This is a genomic window from Labilibaculum sp. DW002 (genome assembly GCF_029029525.1).
Taxonomy (GTDB): domain Bacteria; phylum Bacteroidota; class Bacteroidia; order Bacteroidales; family Marinifilaceae; genus Paralabilibaculum; species Paralabilibaculum antarcticum.
Genome location: NZ_JAKJSC010000001.1, coordinates 785,969 through 801,218 on the forward strand (window position 1 = coordinate 785,969; position 15,250 = coordinate 801,218).

A 15,250-nucleotide genomic window follows, 5' to 3' on the forward strand; every position below is an offset into this window, starting at 1 on the left:
TTTTCATGAATGCAGAATTTCATATATTGAGATATCTAGATTTAAACTATTAACCAAAATAGATAACACATGATTGATAAGATTAGTACTCTTGGTGGTTATATCCATGAATATCAAAAGAGTGTCGAGAATCCAGAAGCTTTTTGGAGTCGAATTGCAGAAAGTTTTTTTTGGAGAAAAAAATGGGATAAGGTATTGGATTGGAATTTTTCGGAACCTCGAATCAATTGGTTTGTTAACGGAAAAATGAACATTACCGAAAACATTTTTGAAAGACACCTATTTACTCGTGGAAATCAGCCAGCAATCATCTGGGAACCAAATGATCCTAAAGATGAAAATAGAGTATTAACTTATTCTGAATTATTTGAAGAAGTTCAAAAATTTGCCAATGTCTTGCTTGAATTGGGCATAAAAAAAGGAGATCGAATCGCAATTTATATGCCTATGATTCCTGAATTGGCAATTGCTATGTTAGGCTGTGCAAGAATTGGAGCAATTCATTCCATCGTATTTGCGGGTTTTTCATCGAATTCTTTAGCGGATCGAATTAAAGATGCTGAAGCCAAATTGGTAATCACATCGGACGGAGGATATCGAGGCAATAAAACAATCCCAATTAAAGATATTGTTGACGAAGCTGTAGCAACTTGTCCTACAATTGAAAAGGTAATTGTTGTTCAACGTACCAATACGAAGATTGCTTTTAATGATAAAATCGACCTGTGGTGGCACGAATGCATGGCCAATGCTGAAGAAGTAAATCAAGCTGAGTTAATGGATGCTGAAGATAATTTGTTCATCCTTTATACTTCAGGTTCTACTGATAAGCCAAAAGGTATTGTGCACACATGCGGAGGTTACATGGTTTATTCAGCTTATACTTTCAAAAATGTTTTTCAATACAGCGATGGAGACATTTATTTTTGCTCTGCTGATATTGGTTGGATCACTGGTCATTCCTATATTGTTTATGGTCCTTTATTAAATGGTGCAACAACAATGATGTTTGAAGGAATACCAACCTATCCTGATGCTGGAAGATACTGGGATATCGTAAATAAATACGAGGTTGCCCAATTTTATACTGCTCCTACTGCCATTCGTTCTTTAATGTCGATGGGACAAGAATACGTCGAAAATAAAGATCTTTCCTCATTAAAGGTCTTGGGAACTGTTGGAGAACCAATTAACGAAGAAGCCTGGCACTGGTATCACGATCATGTTGGAAAAAATCGTTGCCCAATTGTAGATACTTGGTGGCAGACCGAAACTGGTGGAATTTCCATTAGCCCTATTGCAGGAATTATTCCTACCAAACCAGGATTTGCAACTTTACCTCAGCCAGGAATTCAACCTATTATTGTTGATGGCGAAGGGAAAGAATTGTCTGGGAAAAGTGTTGAAGGAAATTTATGTATCAAATACCCATGGCCTGGCATGCTTCGAACCATTTGGGGAGATCATGAACGATTCAAGAAAACCTACTTTAGCACCTTCGACAATTTATACTTCTCGGGAGATGGAGTAAAGCGTGATGAAGATGGCTATTATCGCATTTTAGGAAGAGTTGATGATGTGATTAACGTATCTGGGCATCGAATGGGAACGGCAGAAGTAGAAAATGCCATTAATGAGCATCCATTGGTAAATGAATCGGCTGTTGTAGGCTTTCCACACGATATTAAAGGTCAAGGAATTTATGCCTTCGTAGTTTGTGGAGAATTATCAACTGGTGGCGCAGAAGGCATCAAAACAAGTATCCGTAAAGGTGTTACCAAAATAATTGGCCCTATTGCGAAGCCAGACAAAATACTCTTGGTAAAAGGATTACCGAAAACCAGATCGGGTAAAATAATGCGACGAATATTAAGGAAAATTGCCCAAGGAGACTTCGATAACTTTGGAGACATATCTACCCTATTAGACACCTCAGTGGTAGAAGAAATAATTAACGGCGCATTAGAAGATGTGAAACAATAGAAAATTAAAAGCTTATCAATAGGATAAGCTTTTTTTCATGACCTTTCACCTCTAATAATAGCAAATCAAATTACAATTGATTATTTTGAAATACAAAGCAAAATAAATACAAATGAAAAAAGAATTTCTGGGTTTAAGAACAACCGTTTATAAAGTGAACGATTTAAAAAAGGCAAAAGAATGGTATGAGAAAGCATTCAATACTCAAGCCTATTTTAACGAAGATTTTTACGTTGGATTTACTATTGGTGGATACGAATTAGGCTTATTGCCTGATCCTAATTCATCGATAGCTAAAACCGAGAATGTTGTTGCCTATTGGGGAGTTGACGATATAAACGAAAGCTACGAAAGACTAATTAAAGCTGGAGCAATTGCAAACGAAAAACCTGAAAATGTTGGTGGAGAACTTTGGGTAGCCAGTGTTAAAGATCCTTGGGAAAACGTAATTGGAATTATTTACAATCCTCATTTTAAACTACCATAATAAACTAAAATACAAGCAATAAAAAAGCAGGCTTTAAGCCTGCTTTTTTTATATTATATAATTTCTGAACCTTCTATTTTAAAAAGTTTTTCTAAAACTTCTTTAACCGTGCTTACATCAGGATTAATATCGAAAACATGAGAAGGTTTTAAATAAATCACTTCTTTTTCTCTTTTGATACGCTCTTCGCCACCACCAGTGATGTTTAGCATGACACAAGCATCCTTATCAAGATTTCCAACCTTAGCTTCTTTAATTAAAGTTGCTACAGCTACAGCTGCTGCAGGATGAATATCATTCCCTTCGGTCTCAAGGAATAGTTTACCCGCCTCTATAGCTTCTTCATTCGTTGCTACTAAAACATCGCCACCCGCATCTTTCATTGCATCGAACAAACCACCAGCAATTGGGTATGGAGGCTTACGGTTAGAAAGAACTTTTGCGTCAATCTCCTCAACTTGCTTACGAGCTAATTCATCCTCTAATGGTAACATAGCTCTGGAATCTGCTTTCCAAGCATCATGAATTGGTAGAAATGGTACATTCTGAGAAACCATTAGTTTCATCTTATTTGCTCCGTAACGACCATCTTCAATAAATCTCATATTAGCTTCCCAAGCAGCAATTGCGCCCGTTCCACTACCTACAGCCTGGAAATAATAATCAGGAATCTGACCTATTTCGCTCACAGCAGAAAGTACTGTTGTTCCCATACCATCGCGACGAGCAACATTCTTTGCTCCTCCTTCGGCAACAAAACCATCAAGTCCACATACAATATTCGAGAGATGGATGGCATCGAAATAATCACTCCCTGATTTAGTTGCGATCAAACGAACGTTATCCTTTATCGGCTCATCGAACCAAAGGGCCGATAAATTATCTTCAGGAACCGAAAGAAGCAATGGTATATTATTATCGGAACAAACACGTGCAAATGCTCTGGCCGTATTCCCGGCAGAAGCAACCACCAAAACCTGATCAGTTGAATTCAATCGTCCACTTACAGCATAAGCTTCCGTCTCTTTAAACGAACAAGTACGAAAGTTAGCACCTTTCTCCGGCCAGTAACCACTAAATGTGATATACAAGTTATTCAAGCCTAAATACTTTGCTAAGCCTTCACTTTTATAGGTAGCAGGTGCCGAAGACCCCTCCAGTGTTTTATGAATTGGCAACCAATCAGAAAACTTATAAATCCCTAAAGACTCATCTTTTACCTCCAATTGCTTCTTCTCATAAATTGCTCTAATCAAACAGGGTTTATCCTCCGCTGGTGCATCAAGAGTCCATCCTTCATCTTCAAACTTCTTTCCAGTCTGTAACGACTCAAGAGTATATTTAGTAGCTTTAAAATCCATAGCCATTCTTACATGTTTTGATTTTGAAAGCATAAAAATAGTCATTTTGAATGTCTTGTTAAACAATTTTCACCTATTTAGAAACATTTCCCCTAACAACTTCTTTATTTCACTACCATAGAATTGCCTCTACAATCGTAAAAATTACACTTGAATTTCTCAAAATTAATTGTTTGTCAATTCTCACTTGTAAAATGTGTTTTTGAAGAATAATTTGCTAAACAAGATAAATTAGACCTCAGTTTTTCAATCAAAAGCTTATATTTAACAATTCATATTTTATTTAACGGTTGTTGATTTTTCACTAGGAACTAATTCCTATTGTGGATATACAATTGACACAAATACTTTTGTTATGACGATTAAGTGGGGAATATTGGGTGCTGGTAGAATTGCAAAGAAATTTGCAGCTGATTTTAAAGTGGTAACTGAAGGTGATATAATTGCCGTTGGCTCAAGATCTAAAGACAGATCAAATCAATTTGCTAATGAATTTGGAATCGCCAATGCGTATTCATCTTACGAAGAAATGCTAAAAAATGAAAATATTGATGTTGTATATGTAGCAACTCCACACAATTTTCATTTAGAACATGCTCAACTTTGTCTTCATGCAGGGAAATCCGTTTTATGTGAAAAACCAGTAACAGTAAATTCTTCTGAATTTGATATTCTGCAAAAGCTTGCCAAAGAAAAGAACTTATTTTTTATGGAAGCGATTTGGACCTATTACTTACCAGCTATTATTCAAGCGATGCAATGGATAAAAGAAGGCAAAATTGGTAAGGTTAAACAAGTACAAGTCAGCTTTGGATTTAGAGGTGATATGGATAAAAAGGAACGATTGGCCAATCCAAACTTGGCTGGAGGTGCCTTATTGGATATTGGAATATATGGCATTGCCATAGCCGAATTAGTCTTTGATAAAGAAGTAGAAAAGATTCAGGCAATAGCAACCTTTTCAGAGACAGGAATTGATGCCTCCAATAGCATTCAATTGCAATACAAAAATGGAGGAATGGCACAAATTTCAAGTTCGCTTGTTGCAGAACTTAAAAATGAAGCAATTATTTATGGTGATAAGGGAAGAATTGAAATCCCACAGTTTTGGATGGCAAAAAAGGCCATTTTAGTCAATGATAATGAGACTTTAGAATTTAAAGATGAAGCTCCACAAATGGGCTACAATCATGAAGCTGATGCCGTTAACAATCTGATAAAGAATGAAAAAGCGGAAAGTCCTGTAATCCCTTTAGTAAAAAGTAAAAAAATATTATCTTTAATGGACAAGGTAAGAGAACAGATTGGTTTAAAGTATCCATTTGAAGCATAATAAATGAACTCAAACGACATCATATTAGGGAAAGGTATTCTTGGCATCCAGTTTGGTATGATTCAAGCCGAAGTGGAAAAAATTCTCGGGCAAGCCGATGATGTTGGTGAATATTCATTATCTCCAGAGGAAGCTAGTGTTACGCTTTTTTATCATGATAAAGGTCTTAGTTTTACATTTGAATCTATCGATCAAGACAAACTGAGTTACATTTCTGTTCTTAAGGAGCAATACAAATTATTCCAATTCATTCAAGTTGGCTTAAGCAAAAAAATGCTAATGGATGAATTGGAACATTTTCAATTGGGTGAACCGGAGTTTGAAAATGCCGATTCGGAAGAATTCCCTACCCACGAGTTGATCTTCTTTCCAAATGAAAACCTTCACTTATGGTTTGATAATAATAAAATTTCCGAAATCCAATTTGGCCCTTTTTGGGAAGATTTTAAGACAATAGTTTGGGAGGAAGAATAATTCTCCCAACTTTCCTGAAATTAAAAATAGTACGCCACAAAGCAATTTTTCTGTTAAATGTTTTACAATCTCAAATAAATTATTGCACGATAAAAGATTTTTTATAAATTGCACACCATATTAAAACAAAGGAGTTCATGCTCCATCACAACAATATTACTTCCTAATCAATAGTTGAACTTATTCAAGTCAACTTTAAAAGATGGTTTTTAGTTAACAACTGATGTTTAAATCACATCACGGAAGAGTTGCGCGCAATTCGTTCCGGAAAAATCATAAAAATGAACAAACTATCTTACGAGCATGGAAGCTCGAACCTACCGCTTTTAGGCGAAACGATTACAGAACGATTACGCAAAACGGTTGAACTTTATGCCGACAGAGATGCACTTATAGTACCTTATCAAAACTATCGTGTTAACTACCGCGAATTTTGGCAACAAATTGAAGAGGTAGCAAAAGGATTACTGGCTTTTGGAGTTGAAAAAGGAGATCGTGTTGGAATTTGGTCACCAAACCGACACGAGTGGGTAATTGTACAATTTGCTACTGCAAGGATTGGTGCAATATTGGTAAATGTAAACCCTGCATACAAAGCTTCTGAATTGAAATTTGCACTTCGTCAATCGGAAATTAGTTTATTAATCATGTCAGAAGGGTTTCGCAAAACCAGCTATTTTGAAATCATTCAAGAAGTTCGTCAATCGTGTATTCACCTGCAACAAATCGTAATTCTAGATAGAGATTGGCAAGCATTAATTGAAGCTGGAAAAAGAATCTCTACAGAACAAATCGAAGAAATTGAAGCTCATTTGCAATTCGACGATCCCATCAACATTCAATACACATCTGGAACTACAGGTTTTCCAAAAGGTGCAACCCTTACCCACCATAACATCCTAAACAATGGATACTTTATTGGCGAGCGTTTAAAATATACTGAAAATGATCGTGTTTGCATTCCTGTTCCCTTTTATCATTGCTTTGGAATGGTTTTAGGAAATCTTGCATGTATTACTCATGGTTCAGCAATGGTGATTCCTGGAGAAGCTTTCGAAGCTGAAACGGTATTAAAAACCGTACAAGATGAAAAATGCACATCTCTTTATGGCGTTCCTTTAATGTTTATTGCAGAATTAGAACATCCTAATTTTGAGAAGTACGACATGAGTAGTTTAAGAACTGGGATTATGGCCGGAGCCTCATGTCCTGAGAAAGCGATGCGCGAAGTACAGGAGAAAATGAACATGAAAGAAGTGGCGATTTGCTATGGCATGACAGAAACATCTCCAGTTTCTACTCAAACTTTTGTTAATGATGAAATTAGCAAACGTGTTGGAACCGTTGGTCGAGTGCATCCTCATCAGGAAATTAAAATTGTAAATCCGGAAACGGGAAAAATTGTTGAAAGAGGACAAGGCGGTGAATTTTGCACACGTGGTTATTCGGTAATGCTAAAATATTGGAATAACGAAGAAGCAACCCAGTCGGTTATTGATGATGCAGGTTGGATGCATACAGGAGATTTAGCCAGTATGGATGAAGATGGCTATGTTACGATTACAGGAAGAATTAAGGACATGATTATTCGTGGAGGAGAAAACATCTCCCCTTTTGAGATAGAAGAATTTTTCCATTCGCACAACAGCATTAGCGAAGTGTATGTAATTGGTGTTCCTGATTATAAATATGGCGAAGTTGTTATGGCTTGGGTAAAATTCAAAGAAGGAAAATCGGCTACGGAAGAAGAACTTAGAGAATATTGCAAAGGGCAAATTGCGACTTACAAAATTCCTAAGTATTTTAAATTCACTACAGAATTCCCAACTACTGTTACTGGAAAAATCCGTAAAGTAGAAATGAGAGAAATATCGAGCAAAGAACTTGAGGTGACCAGCAGATAAGTTAAGCACCTATAAAATAATATAGACCAGTAAACCAATTATGTTTGCTGGTCTTTTTTGTGCATGAAAGCCTATTAATTACCATTCTCTATAATTATATTTTACTACATTAGCCACTCAACACACTAACTCTATTTATTAAAGTAATGATTCAAATATGAAAAGACCTAAACTTTTCTAAACTCAGCAACAAACAATAATACAAATAAACCCTAAACCCTGCCTAAATGAGACTCCTAATACCATTATGTTTTCTTTTTCTGATTTCCTGTGAAAATCAAACCAATAAAAAACAATTATTAGTTGAAAGCAATCTAATTGATTATGTAAACCCCATGATTGGAACCAAAAACATGGGACACACATTCCCTGGAGCTTGTGCTCCTTTTGGAATGGTTCAACTAAGCCCAGATACCAATCAGGAACCAATGTTTATTGATGGAGAATACAACAAAGACACATACAAATACTGTTCTGGATACCAATATGAAGACAATACAATTTACGGATTTAGTCACACCCACTTAAGTGGAACTGGTCATTCTGATCTGGGTGATTTTTTAATTATGCCAACAACGGGAAAACTAAATTTGGAGCCAGGACAGGCGAGTATTCCTCAAAGTGGTTACCATTCACAATTTTCGCACGAAAATGAATTCGCTAAACCTGGATACTATAAAGTGTTGCTTGACGATTATGGAATAAGCGCAGAACTAAGTACATCAGATCGTGTTGGTTTTCACCAGTACACATTTCAAAAATCAGATAGTGCTCATATTCTATTAGACCTTGTTTCTAATATCTATCATCATGAAGATAAAAATATATGGACTTTTATTAGAGTAGAGAATGATACTTTGGTAACTGGTTATCGTCAAACAAATGGTTGGGGACGAACACGTAAGGTCTTCTTTGCCATGCAATTTTCGAAAGCTTTCAAGTCCTACGGTCATAAAAAGTATGACAAAGAAATTTACAATGGTTTTTATCGAAAGTTCGATGAAGAAAATAATTTCCCTGAAATGGCTGGTAAAAACATCCGTGCTTTCTTCAATTTCTCAACCAAAGAAAAAGAACAGATTAAGATCAAATTTGCTCTTTCATCAGTAAGTACAAATGGTGCCCTACTAAACCTAACAAGTGAAATTCCACATTGGGATTTCAACAGAACAGTAAAAGAAACCCAAGAAAAGTGGAATCAGGAACTTTCTAAGATATTGGTTGAAACAGAAACCAAAGAACAAAAAGAAACCTTTTACACAGCTTTATACCACAGCATGCTGAGTCCTTGTATTTACGAAGATGTTGATGGAAACTATCGTGGTTTGGATCAAAATATTCATCAATCGGACAATTTTACAAATTACACCGTTTTCTCACTTTGGGACACCTACAGAGCTTTGCATCCCCTATTCAATATTATTCAGCCAGAAAGAAATAATGATATGATCAAATCATTATTGGCTCATCATGATCAAAGTGTGCATCATGCGCTTCCAGTTTGGTCGCATTATGCGAATGAAAATTGGTGTATGATTGGCTATCATTCTGTTTCGTTAATTGCAGATGCCTTGGTAAAAGGAACAAGTAATGTTGATAAACAAAGGGCTTTGCAAGCTTGTGTAAATTCAGCCACACTCTCCTATTTCGATGGAATTGATTCCTATATAAAATACAAGTATGTCCCTGAAGACAAAAGTTCATCTTCTGTATCCAAAACCTTGGAATATGCTTACGATGACTGGTGTATTTCTCAAATTGCTAAGTTAGCTGGTGATAAGGAAGAATACGAAGAATTCACCAATCGCTCCTTGAATTACAAAAATGTTTACGATCCAAAGATTGGCTACATGCGACCAAAACTCTCTAATGGAGAATGGCGAAAAGAGTTTGATCCCTTGAACACTCACGGACAAGGATTTATTGAGGGAAATGCATGGAATTATGGCTTGTATGTTCCTCATCAAATCGATAATATGATAGAAATGATGGGTGGACAAGAACAGTTCTCAAATCATTTGGATAAAATATTCACCACCAAAATAGAAGACAAATACATCGAAAAGAATGAGGACATCACTCGTGACGGTATAATCGGAAACTACGTACATGGAAATGAACCCGGACATCATATTCCCTACCTATACAATTGGTGTAATCATCCGTGGAAAACGCAAGAACGTGTGCGAATGATAATGGATAGCATGTACAGCAATCAAGAAGATGGTTTGTGCGGCAATGATGATGCTGGACAAATGAGTGCCTGGTATGTTTTTAGCTCAATGGGCTTTTACCCAGTACTACCTGGTTCTGACGAATATGCAATAGGAAGTCCATTGCTTAAAGAAGCAACTATTCAACTCCCAAATGGAAAAAAATTGCATATTAATGCCATCAATCAAAGCAGTAAAAATATTTATGTGCAGAAAATTGAAATCAACGGCGAGGAACACAAAAGCAATATTTTAAAACATTCAGCTATTACAAATGGAGGAGCAATTACCTTCTACATGAGTGATTCTCCAATAAAGAAATAAACACTTTCTACATCCTCATCCTACTAAATGGATGGGGATTTTTTATTTTCTAAGCGCTTATTCACTTTTAATCATAGTAGTTACACAACATTTTTCTCTAAAAATACTGCAATAAAGCGCCCTTAACACAACCTATACTACTATAAACCAAAACCTTATAATTCACAAACAATTTCAGACAAGTAAACGTATGTTTCATAACTACTTAGAGCGATCACCTCACTTTTAATCAATTTGTTAGTTTTGCGCACTGAAAAATCAAGATAAATTATAAAAATGAGCGACGTAAAATTAGGAAATCCAGCAGTAGTTGGACTTGGAGGATTCGGATTAAGTACAATCTTATTGCAATTACACAACTTAGGATTGTGTGGATTGGGTCCAGTATTGGCAGTAGGTTTTGCCTTTGGTGGTATCGCACAGTTATGTGCAGGATTATTAGAACACAAAAATGGTAACAATTTCGGTTTTGCAGCATTCTCTGCTTACGGTTCTTTCTGGATTAGCATTGGTATTATTTGGGTACTAAACTATTTCGGAATGTACAAATCATCAACAACAGATGTTGGTTACTTTCTAATTGGCTATACGTTTTTTACGCTAATTTTATGGTTTGCTTCTTTATTTATCCATTCAGCAATGGCAACTACTTTTAGTATTTTAATGGTTGGTTTTATTCTATTGGACTTAGGACACTTTGGTTTCCCAGCAATGAACATTGCAGCTGCTTACGTATTAATTGCATGTGCTCTTGCAGCTTGGTATATGATGGGTGCAATCATTATTAATGATGTTGCTGGTCGTGCTATTGTTCCTGTTGGAAAAGCATGGTTAAAAAAATAAATTCTCTTGGATTTTGTTCCTTATGAACAGAATTTATTAGATATATAAAAGAGGTGAACCGATAATTCTCAAATCAGATCGGTTTGCCTCTTTTCTTTTTTTATTACTTCCTGATCACAAAGATTCTTAGCTTATCAGCTTTGTAAACTACTCTTTGATCTTTACAATACTCTTTCTTCGTATTTAAGTTTTTTTCTGTATCACTCAGCGTTCTCTGTTGTGATTGTTTTTCTTTGCGCTTACACCATCTACCTTGTCCTCAAGTCGGACGGACTTTTACTTTCCCATTGATGAAAAGTAAACAATCCCGAAAGCTTTCGGGACTAGGAGAAAGCCCTCGGTGACCCATCACGAATCGACAATGCAATTAATCCTTTTGTGCTATTCTTTATTTTTATCTTCGTAGGTAAATTTTGCTAGGTGTTCATTTTGATAGCGTTTTTTTCACACCAATAAGACACATTAGGCAACAAAAAAAGGCAAACCGATCTAAGATCAGTTTACCTCTTTTAATTTTATACTCTTTGCAAACTATTCCTTAAGGAAGAATCTCTTTGTGAAGACTCACATCAAATTCCTTAACGTGAGCAGGATTTCCATCCATAAAAAAGTCTACAATATATTTTTGATTGCAATGCTCATCAAAAGTTTTCTGATCGTAAAATTTCTCTACAAAAGTAATTACATGCGGATTATCAATACTTTGATTTAATTCGTAACGAATACAACCACCTTCCTGGTGAGTTGGCAACATCAAGGCATGTAAATTTTGGATTAGCTGATCTGCTTCTCCCTCTTTTGCAATAAATCTGGCAATACATACCAGTTGAGTTTCATTTTTTCTTATTTCCATTTTGCTATTTTTTTTCGAAAATCAAACTTAAAGAAATTTTACGAAAGAAAATCATTTTACTGGTATTAGAATATGCCCGGGATGCCTGGTAATTGACCAACTAAGGCTAGTGACACCACACAAACAATAAACATGGCACCTGGAATAATCAATTTCTCTTTTAGAGATAATTCCTTAGCACGCTCACGATCTCCAATTAAGCCCATATTATCAAGAAGCATCGTAAATGCCCATCCGAATACTGGGTTAACAAAAGCACATGCAAAAATACATGTTCCTGCACTTAGAGAATCCTTGTGCTTGTGAACCATCTGCATACCTGCCTCAAGTAATGGTAAGAATACACCTACAATTAGAGCTATACGTAATACTGGTTCCCACATTGCTAAATCCATAGGGTAACCCAATACAGCAGCTAATACACAAAGGATAGCTGTAAGAATAGCACCACCTGGAATAGGACGTTTAGCAATTGCTGCAGGAATCATATATGTTCCCCAGGATGAAGCAATATTACCACCGCCTAATGCAACACCAATAACCTGACGAATAGAAGCAACAGTCATTGTATCATCAACATCCATAAGAACGCTCTTTGCTTTCTTTGGGTAGTTTAATTCTTGGAAAACACGGTGTCCTAAATAATCAGGAGACCACATTGCTACAGCTAGAATAGCAAAAGGAATAACAGCAACAAAATGACCTATATTAGGCAAGCCAAGTTTCCATCCTGTATCTTCGCCCCACCACCACATTGGGTTAAAATGAGGAAGGCCAGGCTCTGTAGTAAAAGCAAAGTCGGCACCCATTGTAAAGGCAACAATACCTGCAATTGCCGAACAAAGAGGAATAGCTAACCAACGTTTATTAACACGAGCCAAATAAGCATAGATAAGAATTGTAATACCAATAATGGCAAAGGATAAGGCATTGATACCGGTTCCTGATGACCAAATTTCTAGTTTGCTAATTTGACTGATTAGTCCAACTGCACCTAAGTAAATTAATAGACCACCACGAACACCGACACCAGTTAAGGTCATTAGCTTGGATCCACCTTTAGTGATACTTAGTGCTAGTCCGAATACACCAATTAAAATACCCAAAGCAAGAGGGTGACCACCGGCGGCGGCAATAATAGGAATAAGTGGAATCATGGGACCGTGAGTTCCAGCTAAGTTTGCAGTAGGGTTAAGAATTGCGGAAAATAGTAGTACAAAAATACCACCGGCAATTAAAAGTTCATAACGAACGTTTTCTGCAACAAATTCAGGAGAAAGCCCGAATTGTACCGCAAATACGGCAACCATTGCAGTCACCATTACAACTTTACCAATTGTTGCTGCAAGAGCAGGAACTAAATCTTCTAATTCAACGTTGAAATCTCTGAATGGCAAGTGGATTCTCCATTTCCTAAACTTCATAATGGATAATTCGTGTTCCAAGTATTCTTCTCTACTTGAAAACTCCTTAGCCTTCTTACGCTTCGATTGGTAAGAATTTTGTTTTTCTTCTGTCATCTTATTCCTTTTTTCGGTTTTACATACCCCTATTCAGTTACTTACACGTTTTCAGGGGCAAAAAATCGCCGTAAAACTAAAAAAATTAAGATGCTATGCAAACTCCACTAACCCCCACATTTACAAAAAGAAGCATCTATGAATTACCTCAAAAATATTTAGCAAAATGCATTCACTTTTTAAGATCAACAGAAATAAATAGTAACATCTAGATATCTTACTTTTCCTAGAAGTATCCGTTTGATTAATAGCAGCATTTCAAAAACAATTATATTATTTACCCAATAGATTTTATTTTGATCTACTGAACAGCTTCAAAAATATTTTTATGTTGACTAAAGGAATTTTACTTCAATATTTTTAAAGCAAAAAAACAAAGCTGCAAACGATATAATTTAGACTTAAACTAAATAACTCTATTTTAAATTATACTTACCCCGATTAATTATAAAACACAATATTGTCTAACTCATGAAAAAATTCCATTTGCACAAAAGGCTGCTAGCATAATGCCAACAGCCTTTCCCTCTAAACTATTCTAATCAATATTTAAAAAAAATATTATTAATTGCCACCTCTGTATCTTCTTCCTTTCTGATTTTGATTCTTGTTCTGATTCTTATATTTATTTTGAACCTCAGCTTGACAACCATTTCCTCTTTCCATATCCGAAGAGATAATCTCATTAAAATCTTCTTCGCTCAAAACGCTTGGCACGTAATCAACAGAATAGTTCTCCAATACGCGGTTAAAAGCCCGTAAATGATTTCTCGATCCCCTCATTAAATTATCGTACACCAAAAGGATATCCTCATTGTCTGTTTCAGCCATCAAATCAGCCAAATCTTTAATATCTACCTCTTCGATGTAAGCACCAACCTTCAAAGCCTCTTCAATCGAAACTTTACCCTTTTCTGTTAGCTCATCATACAAAGCTTGTAAAGTTTCATTCTTGTACTCTCCTTCTATTCCTATGGCAGGATCTTCAATCTCAAATAGATTCAACAAGCTTAATACGGCTTCTGCGTGCGTTGCTTCTGAACGAGTGATGTTACTGAAAATTCTCAAATCGTAAAGCCCCGAAAATAAATTGTAAACATCATGAGCAAACAACTCTTCTTCACGCATCAAAAGTAAGCCTTCTTTCTCGCTAGGCTCAACACTAGCCAATTTAGTTCCCAATACACTATTCAAATTAGAATTCAATAAATCTGTATAGCCATCAAGCGATACCTCAACCAAAGGTAAATTAGCCAAAGCTTCCGTACCACTCTCTTCATTATCGCAAGCAAGAAAGCCGCTTATTGCGATAAAAACAATTAAAAATTTTGTCAATTTGCTTTTCATCTGTCTACATATTTAAAGTTAATTGGATAAAGTCTTCGATAAATATTATATTAACCTGTAAGCTATTTAATTCCACTTTATTCCTTTAAAATCTCATTCTGACACCTTACGAATTTGCACTTCCTCTGCAACCTTTACCTCTTTTTCCTCTTTTTCCTTTGCCACAAGCATTCCCTTTACAGTTTCTCTTTCCATTACCATTCCTTACAGCACATTGGCCTTTCGAATTTTTATTTTGCTGATATTGTGCCATTTGTTCTGGAGTTAACAATTTTGCCACAGCAGCTTTATGTCTGGTCAGTTCAACTTTCATTTGCTCTCTCACCTTCGCCTTTGCATCTGCATTTGTCGTTGCTCTTCTTTCTGCACGCAATCCTTCCATGATCTTTAAATGCTCTGTTCTCAATTGATCAATTTGCAAATTTTGCTCACTCGTTAAGTTGCTAATCTGACAATCTACACCTCCTCGTCGACTCTGATTCTGAGCGTTAAGTGCAGGAATCATTAATAGACACAATACAATTACTAGCCCTGTTTTTTTTAGTAAGTTCGTTGTTTTCATTATTTCCATTTTTTAAATTATAAGACATAATTCTCCCGGGTTGCAA

Annotated in this window: 12 protein-coding genes; 7 read left to right on the plus strand and 5 right to left on the minus strand. The window is 35.9% G+C overall.

Annotated elements, in window-relative coordinates; all coding sequences use genetic code 11:
* Positions 1 to 69 precede the first annotated feature (69 nt).
* The gene (gene acs / locus L3049_RS03015; protein WP_275108304.1) at positions 70 to 1,983 is read left to right on the plus strand and encodes an acetate--CoA ligase; all 1,914 of its coding nucleotides are present in this window, start codon (positions 70 to 72) and stop codon (positions 1,981 to 1,983) included.
* 112 nt (positions 1,984 to 2,095) lie between these two features.
* Positions 2,096 to 2,470 carry a VOC family protein gene (locus L3049_RS03020; RefSeq protein WP_275108305.1) on the plus strand — a complete coding sequence of 125 codons (375 nt, stop codon included), beginning with the start codon at positions 2,096 to 2,098 and terminating at the stop codon, positions 2,468 to 2,470.
* A 53-nt stretch (positions 2,471 to 2,523) separates the two neighbouring features.
* Here L3049_RS03020 and L3049_RS03025 read toward each other — a convergent pair whose 3' ends face one another.
* A complete protein-coding gene (locus L3049_RS03025) occupies positions 2,524 to 3,864 on the minus strand; it encodes a cysteate synthase (protein ID WP_275108306.1) in 1,341 nt (446 codons plus the stop codon).
* 322 nt (positions 3,865 to 4,186) lie between these two features.
* Here L3049_RS03025 and L3049_RS03030 point away from each other — a divergent pair, with 322 nt between their 5' ends.
* The 5 genes from L3049_RS03030 (at position 4,187) to L3049_RS03050 (ending at position 10,922) form a co-directional block, all read left to right on the plus strand.
* Complete coding sequence (locus L3049_RS03030; protein ID WP_275108307.1) at positions 4,187 to 5,164, plus strand: Gfo/Idh/MocA family protein; 978 nt, start codon at positions 4,187 to 4,189, stop codon at positions 5,162 to 5,164.
* A 3-nt stretch (positions 5,165 to 5,167) separates the two neighbouring features.
* Positions 5,168 to 5,638 (plus strand): hypothetical protein, encoded by a 471-nt coding sequence (locus L3049_RS03035; RefSeq protein WP_275108308.1) that lies wholly within the window; start codon positions 5,168 to 5,170, stop codon positions 5,636 to 5,638.
* 281 nt (positions 5,639 to 5,919) lie between these two features.
* The gene (locus tag L3049_RS03040) at positions 5,920 to 7,542 is read left to right on the plus strand and encodes an AMP-binding protein (RefSeq protein WP_275108309.1); all 1,623 of its coding nucleotides are present in this window, start codon (positions 5,920 to 5,922) and stop codon (positions 7,540 to 7,542) included.
* A gap of 227 nt (positions 7,543 to 7,769) precedes the next feature.
* The gene (locus L3049_RS03045; RefSeq protein ID WP_275108310.1) at positions 7,770 to 10,079 is read left to right on the plus strand and encodes a GH92 family glycosyl hydrolase; all 2,310 of its coding nucleotides are present in this window, start codon (positions 7,770 to 7,772) and stop codon (positions 10,077 to 10,079) included.
* A 276-nt stretch (positions 10,080 to 10,355) separates the two neighbouring features.
* Positions 10,356 to 10,922: an acetate uptake transporter gene (locus tag L3049_RS03050; RefSeq protein WP_275108311.1), complete on the plus strand. Its 567-nt coding sequence runs from the start codon at positions 10,356 to 10,358 to the stop codon at positions 10,920 to 10,922.
* A 538-nt stretch (positions 10,923 to 11,460) separates the two neighbouring features.
* Here the strand turns inward: L3049_RS03050 and L3049_RS03055 are convergent.
* From L3049_RS03055 to L3049_RS03070, 4 genes are all read right to left on the minus strand, one after another.
* Positions 11,461 to 11,775: a putative quinol monooxygenase gene (locus L3049_RS03055; protein WP_275108312.1), complete on the minus strand. Its 315-nt coding sequence runs from the start codon at positions 11,773 to 11,775 to the stop codon at positions 11,461 to 11,463.
* 65 nt (positions 11,776 to 11,840) lie between these two features.
* Positions 11,841 to 13,295: a DUF3360 family protein gene (locus tag L3049_RS03060; protein WP_275108313.1), complete on the minus strand. Its 1,455-nt coding sequence runs from the start codon at positions 13,293 to 13,295 to the stop codon at positions 11,841 to 11,843.
* A 564-nt stretch (positions 13,296 to 13,859) separates the two neighbouring features.
* Positions 13,860 to 14,642 (minus strand): DUF2202 domain-containing protein, encoded by a 783-nt coding sequence (locus L3049_RS03065; RefSeq protein WP_275108314.1) that lies wholly within the window; start codon positions 14,640 to 14,642, stop codon positions 13,860 to 13,862.
* 106 nt (positions 14,643 to 14,748) lie between these two features.
* Positions 14,749 to 15,204 carry a hypothetical protein gene (locus L3049_RS03070; RefSeq protein WP_275108315.1) on the minus strand — a complete coding sequence of 152 codons (456 nt, stop codon included), beginning with the start codon at positions 15,202 to 15,204 and terminating at the stop codon, positions 14,749 to 14,751.
* Positions 15,205 to 15,250: the final 46 nt, after the last annotated feature.

Coding starts and splice junctions, on each gene's coding strand:
- L3049_RS03060 (WP_275108313.1), bottom strand. CDS start 13,295: ATGACAGAAGAAAAACAAAATTCTTACCAATCGAAGCGTAAGAAGGCT.
- L3049_RS03040 (WP_275108309.1), top strand. CDS start 5,920: ATGAACAAACTATCTTACGAGCATGGAAGCTCGAACCTACCGCTTTTA.
- L3049_RS03025 (WP_275108306.1), bottom strand. CDS start 3,864: ATGCTTTCAAAATCAAAACATGTAAGAATGGCTATGGATTTTAAAGCT.
- L3049_RS03050 (WP_275108311.1), top strand. CDS start 10,356: ATGAGCGACGTAAAATTAGGAAATCCAGCAGTAGTTGGACTTGGAGGA.
- acs (WP_275108304.1), top strand. CDS start 70: ATGATTGATAAGATTAGTACTCTTGGTGGTTATATCCATGAATATCAA.
- L3049_RS03030 (WP_275108307.1), top strand. CDS start 4,187: ATGACGATTAAGTGGGGAATATTGGGTGCTGGTAGAATTGCAAAGAAA.
- L3049_RS03035 (WP_275108308.1), top strand. CDS start 5,168: ATGAACTCAAACGACATCATATTAGGGAAAGGTATTCTTGGCATCCAG.
- L3049_RS03055 (WP_275108312.1), bottom strand. CDS start 11,775: ATGGAAATAAGAAAAAATGAAACTCAACTGGTATGTATTGCCAGATTT.
- L3049_RS03065 (WP_275108314.1), bottom strand. CDS start 14,642: ATGAAAAGCAAATTGACAAAATTTTTAATTGTTTTTATCGCAATAAGC.
- L3049_RS03045 (WP_275108310.1), top strand. CDS start 7,770: ATGAGACTCCTAATACCATTATGTTTTCTTTTTCTGATTTCCTGTGAA.
- L3049_RS03070 (WP_275108315.1), bottom strand. CDS start 15,204: ATGAAAACAACGAACTTACTAAAAAAAACAGGGCTAGTAATTGTATTG.
- L3049_RS03020 (WP_275108305.1), top strand. CDS start 2,096: ATGAAAAAAGAATTTCTGGGTTTAAGAACAACCGTTTATAAAGTGAAC.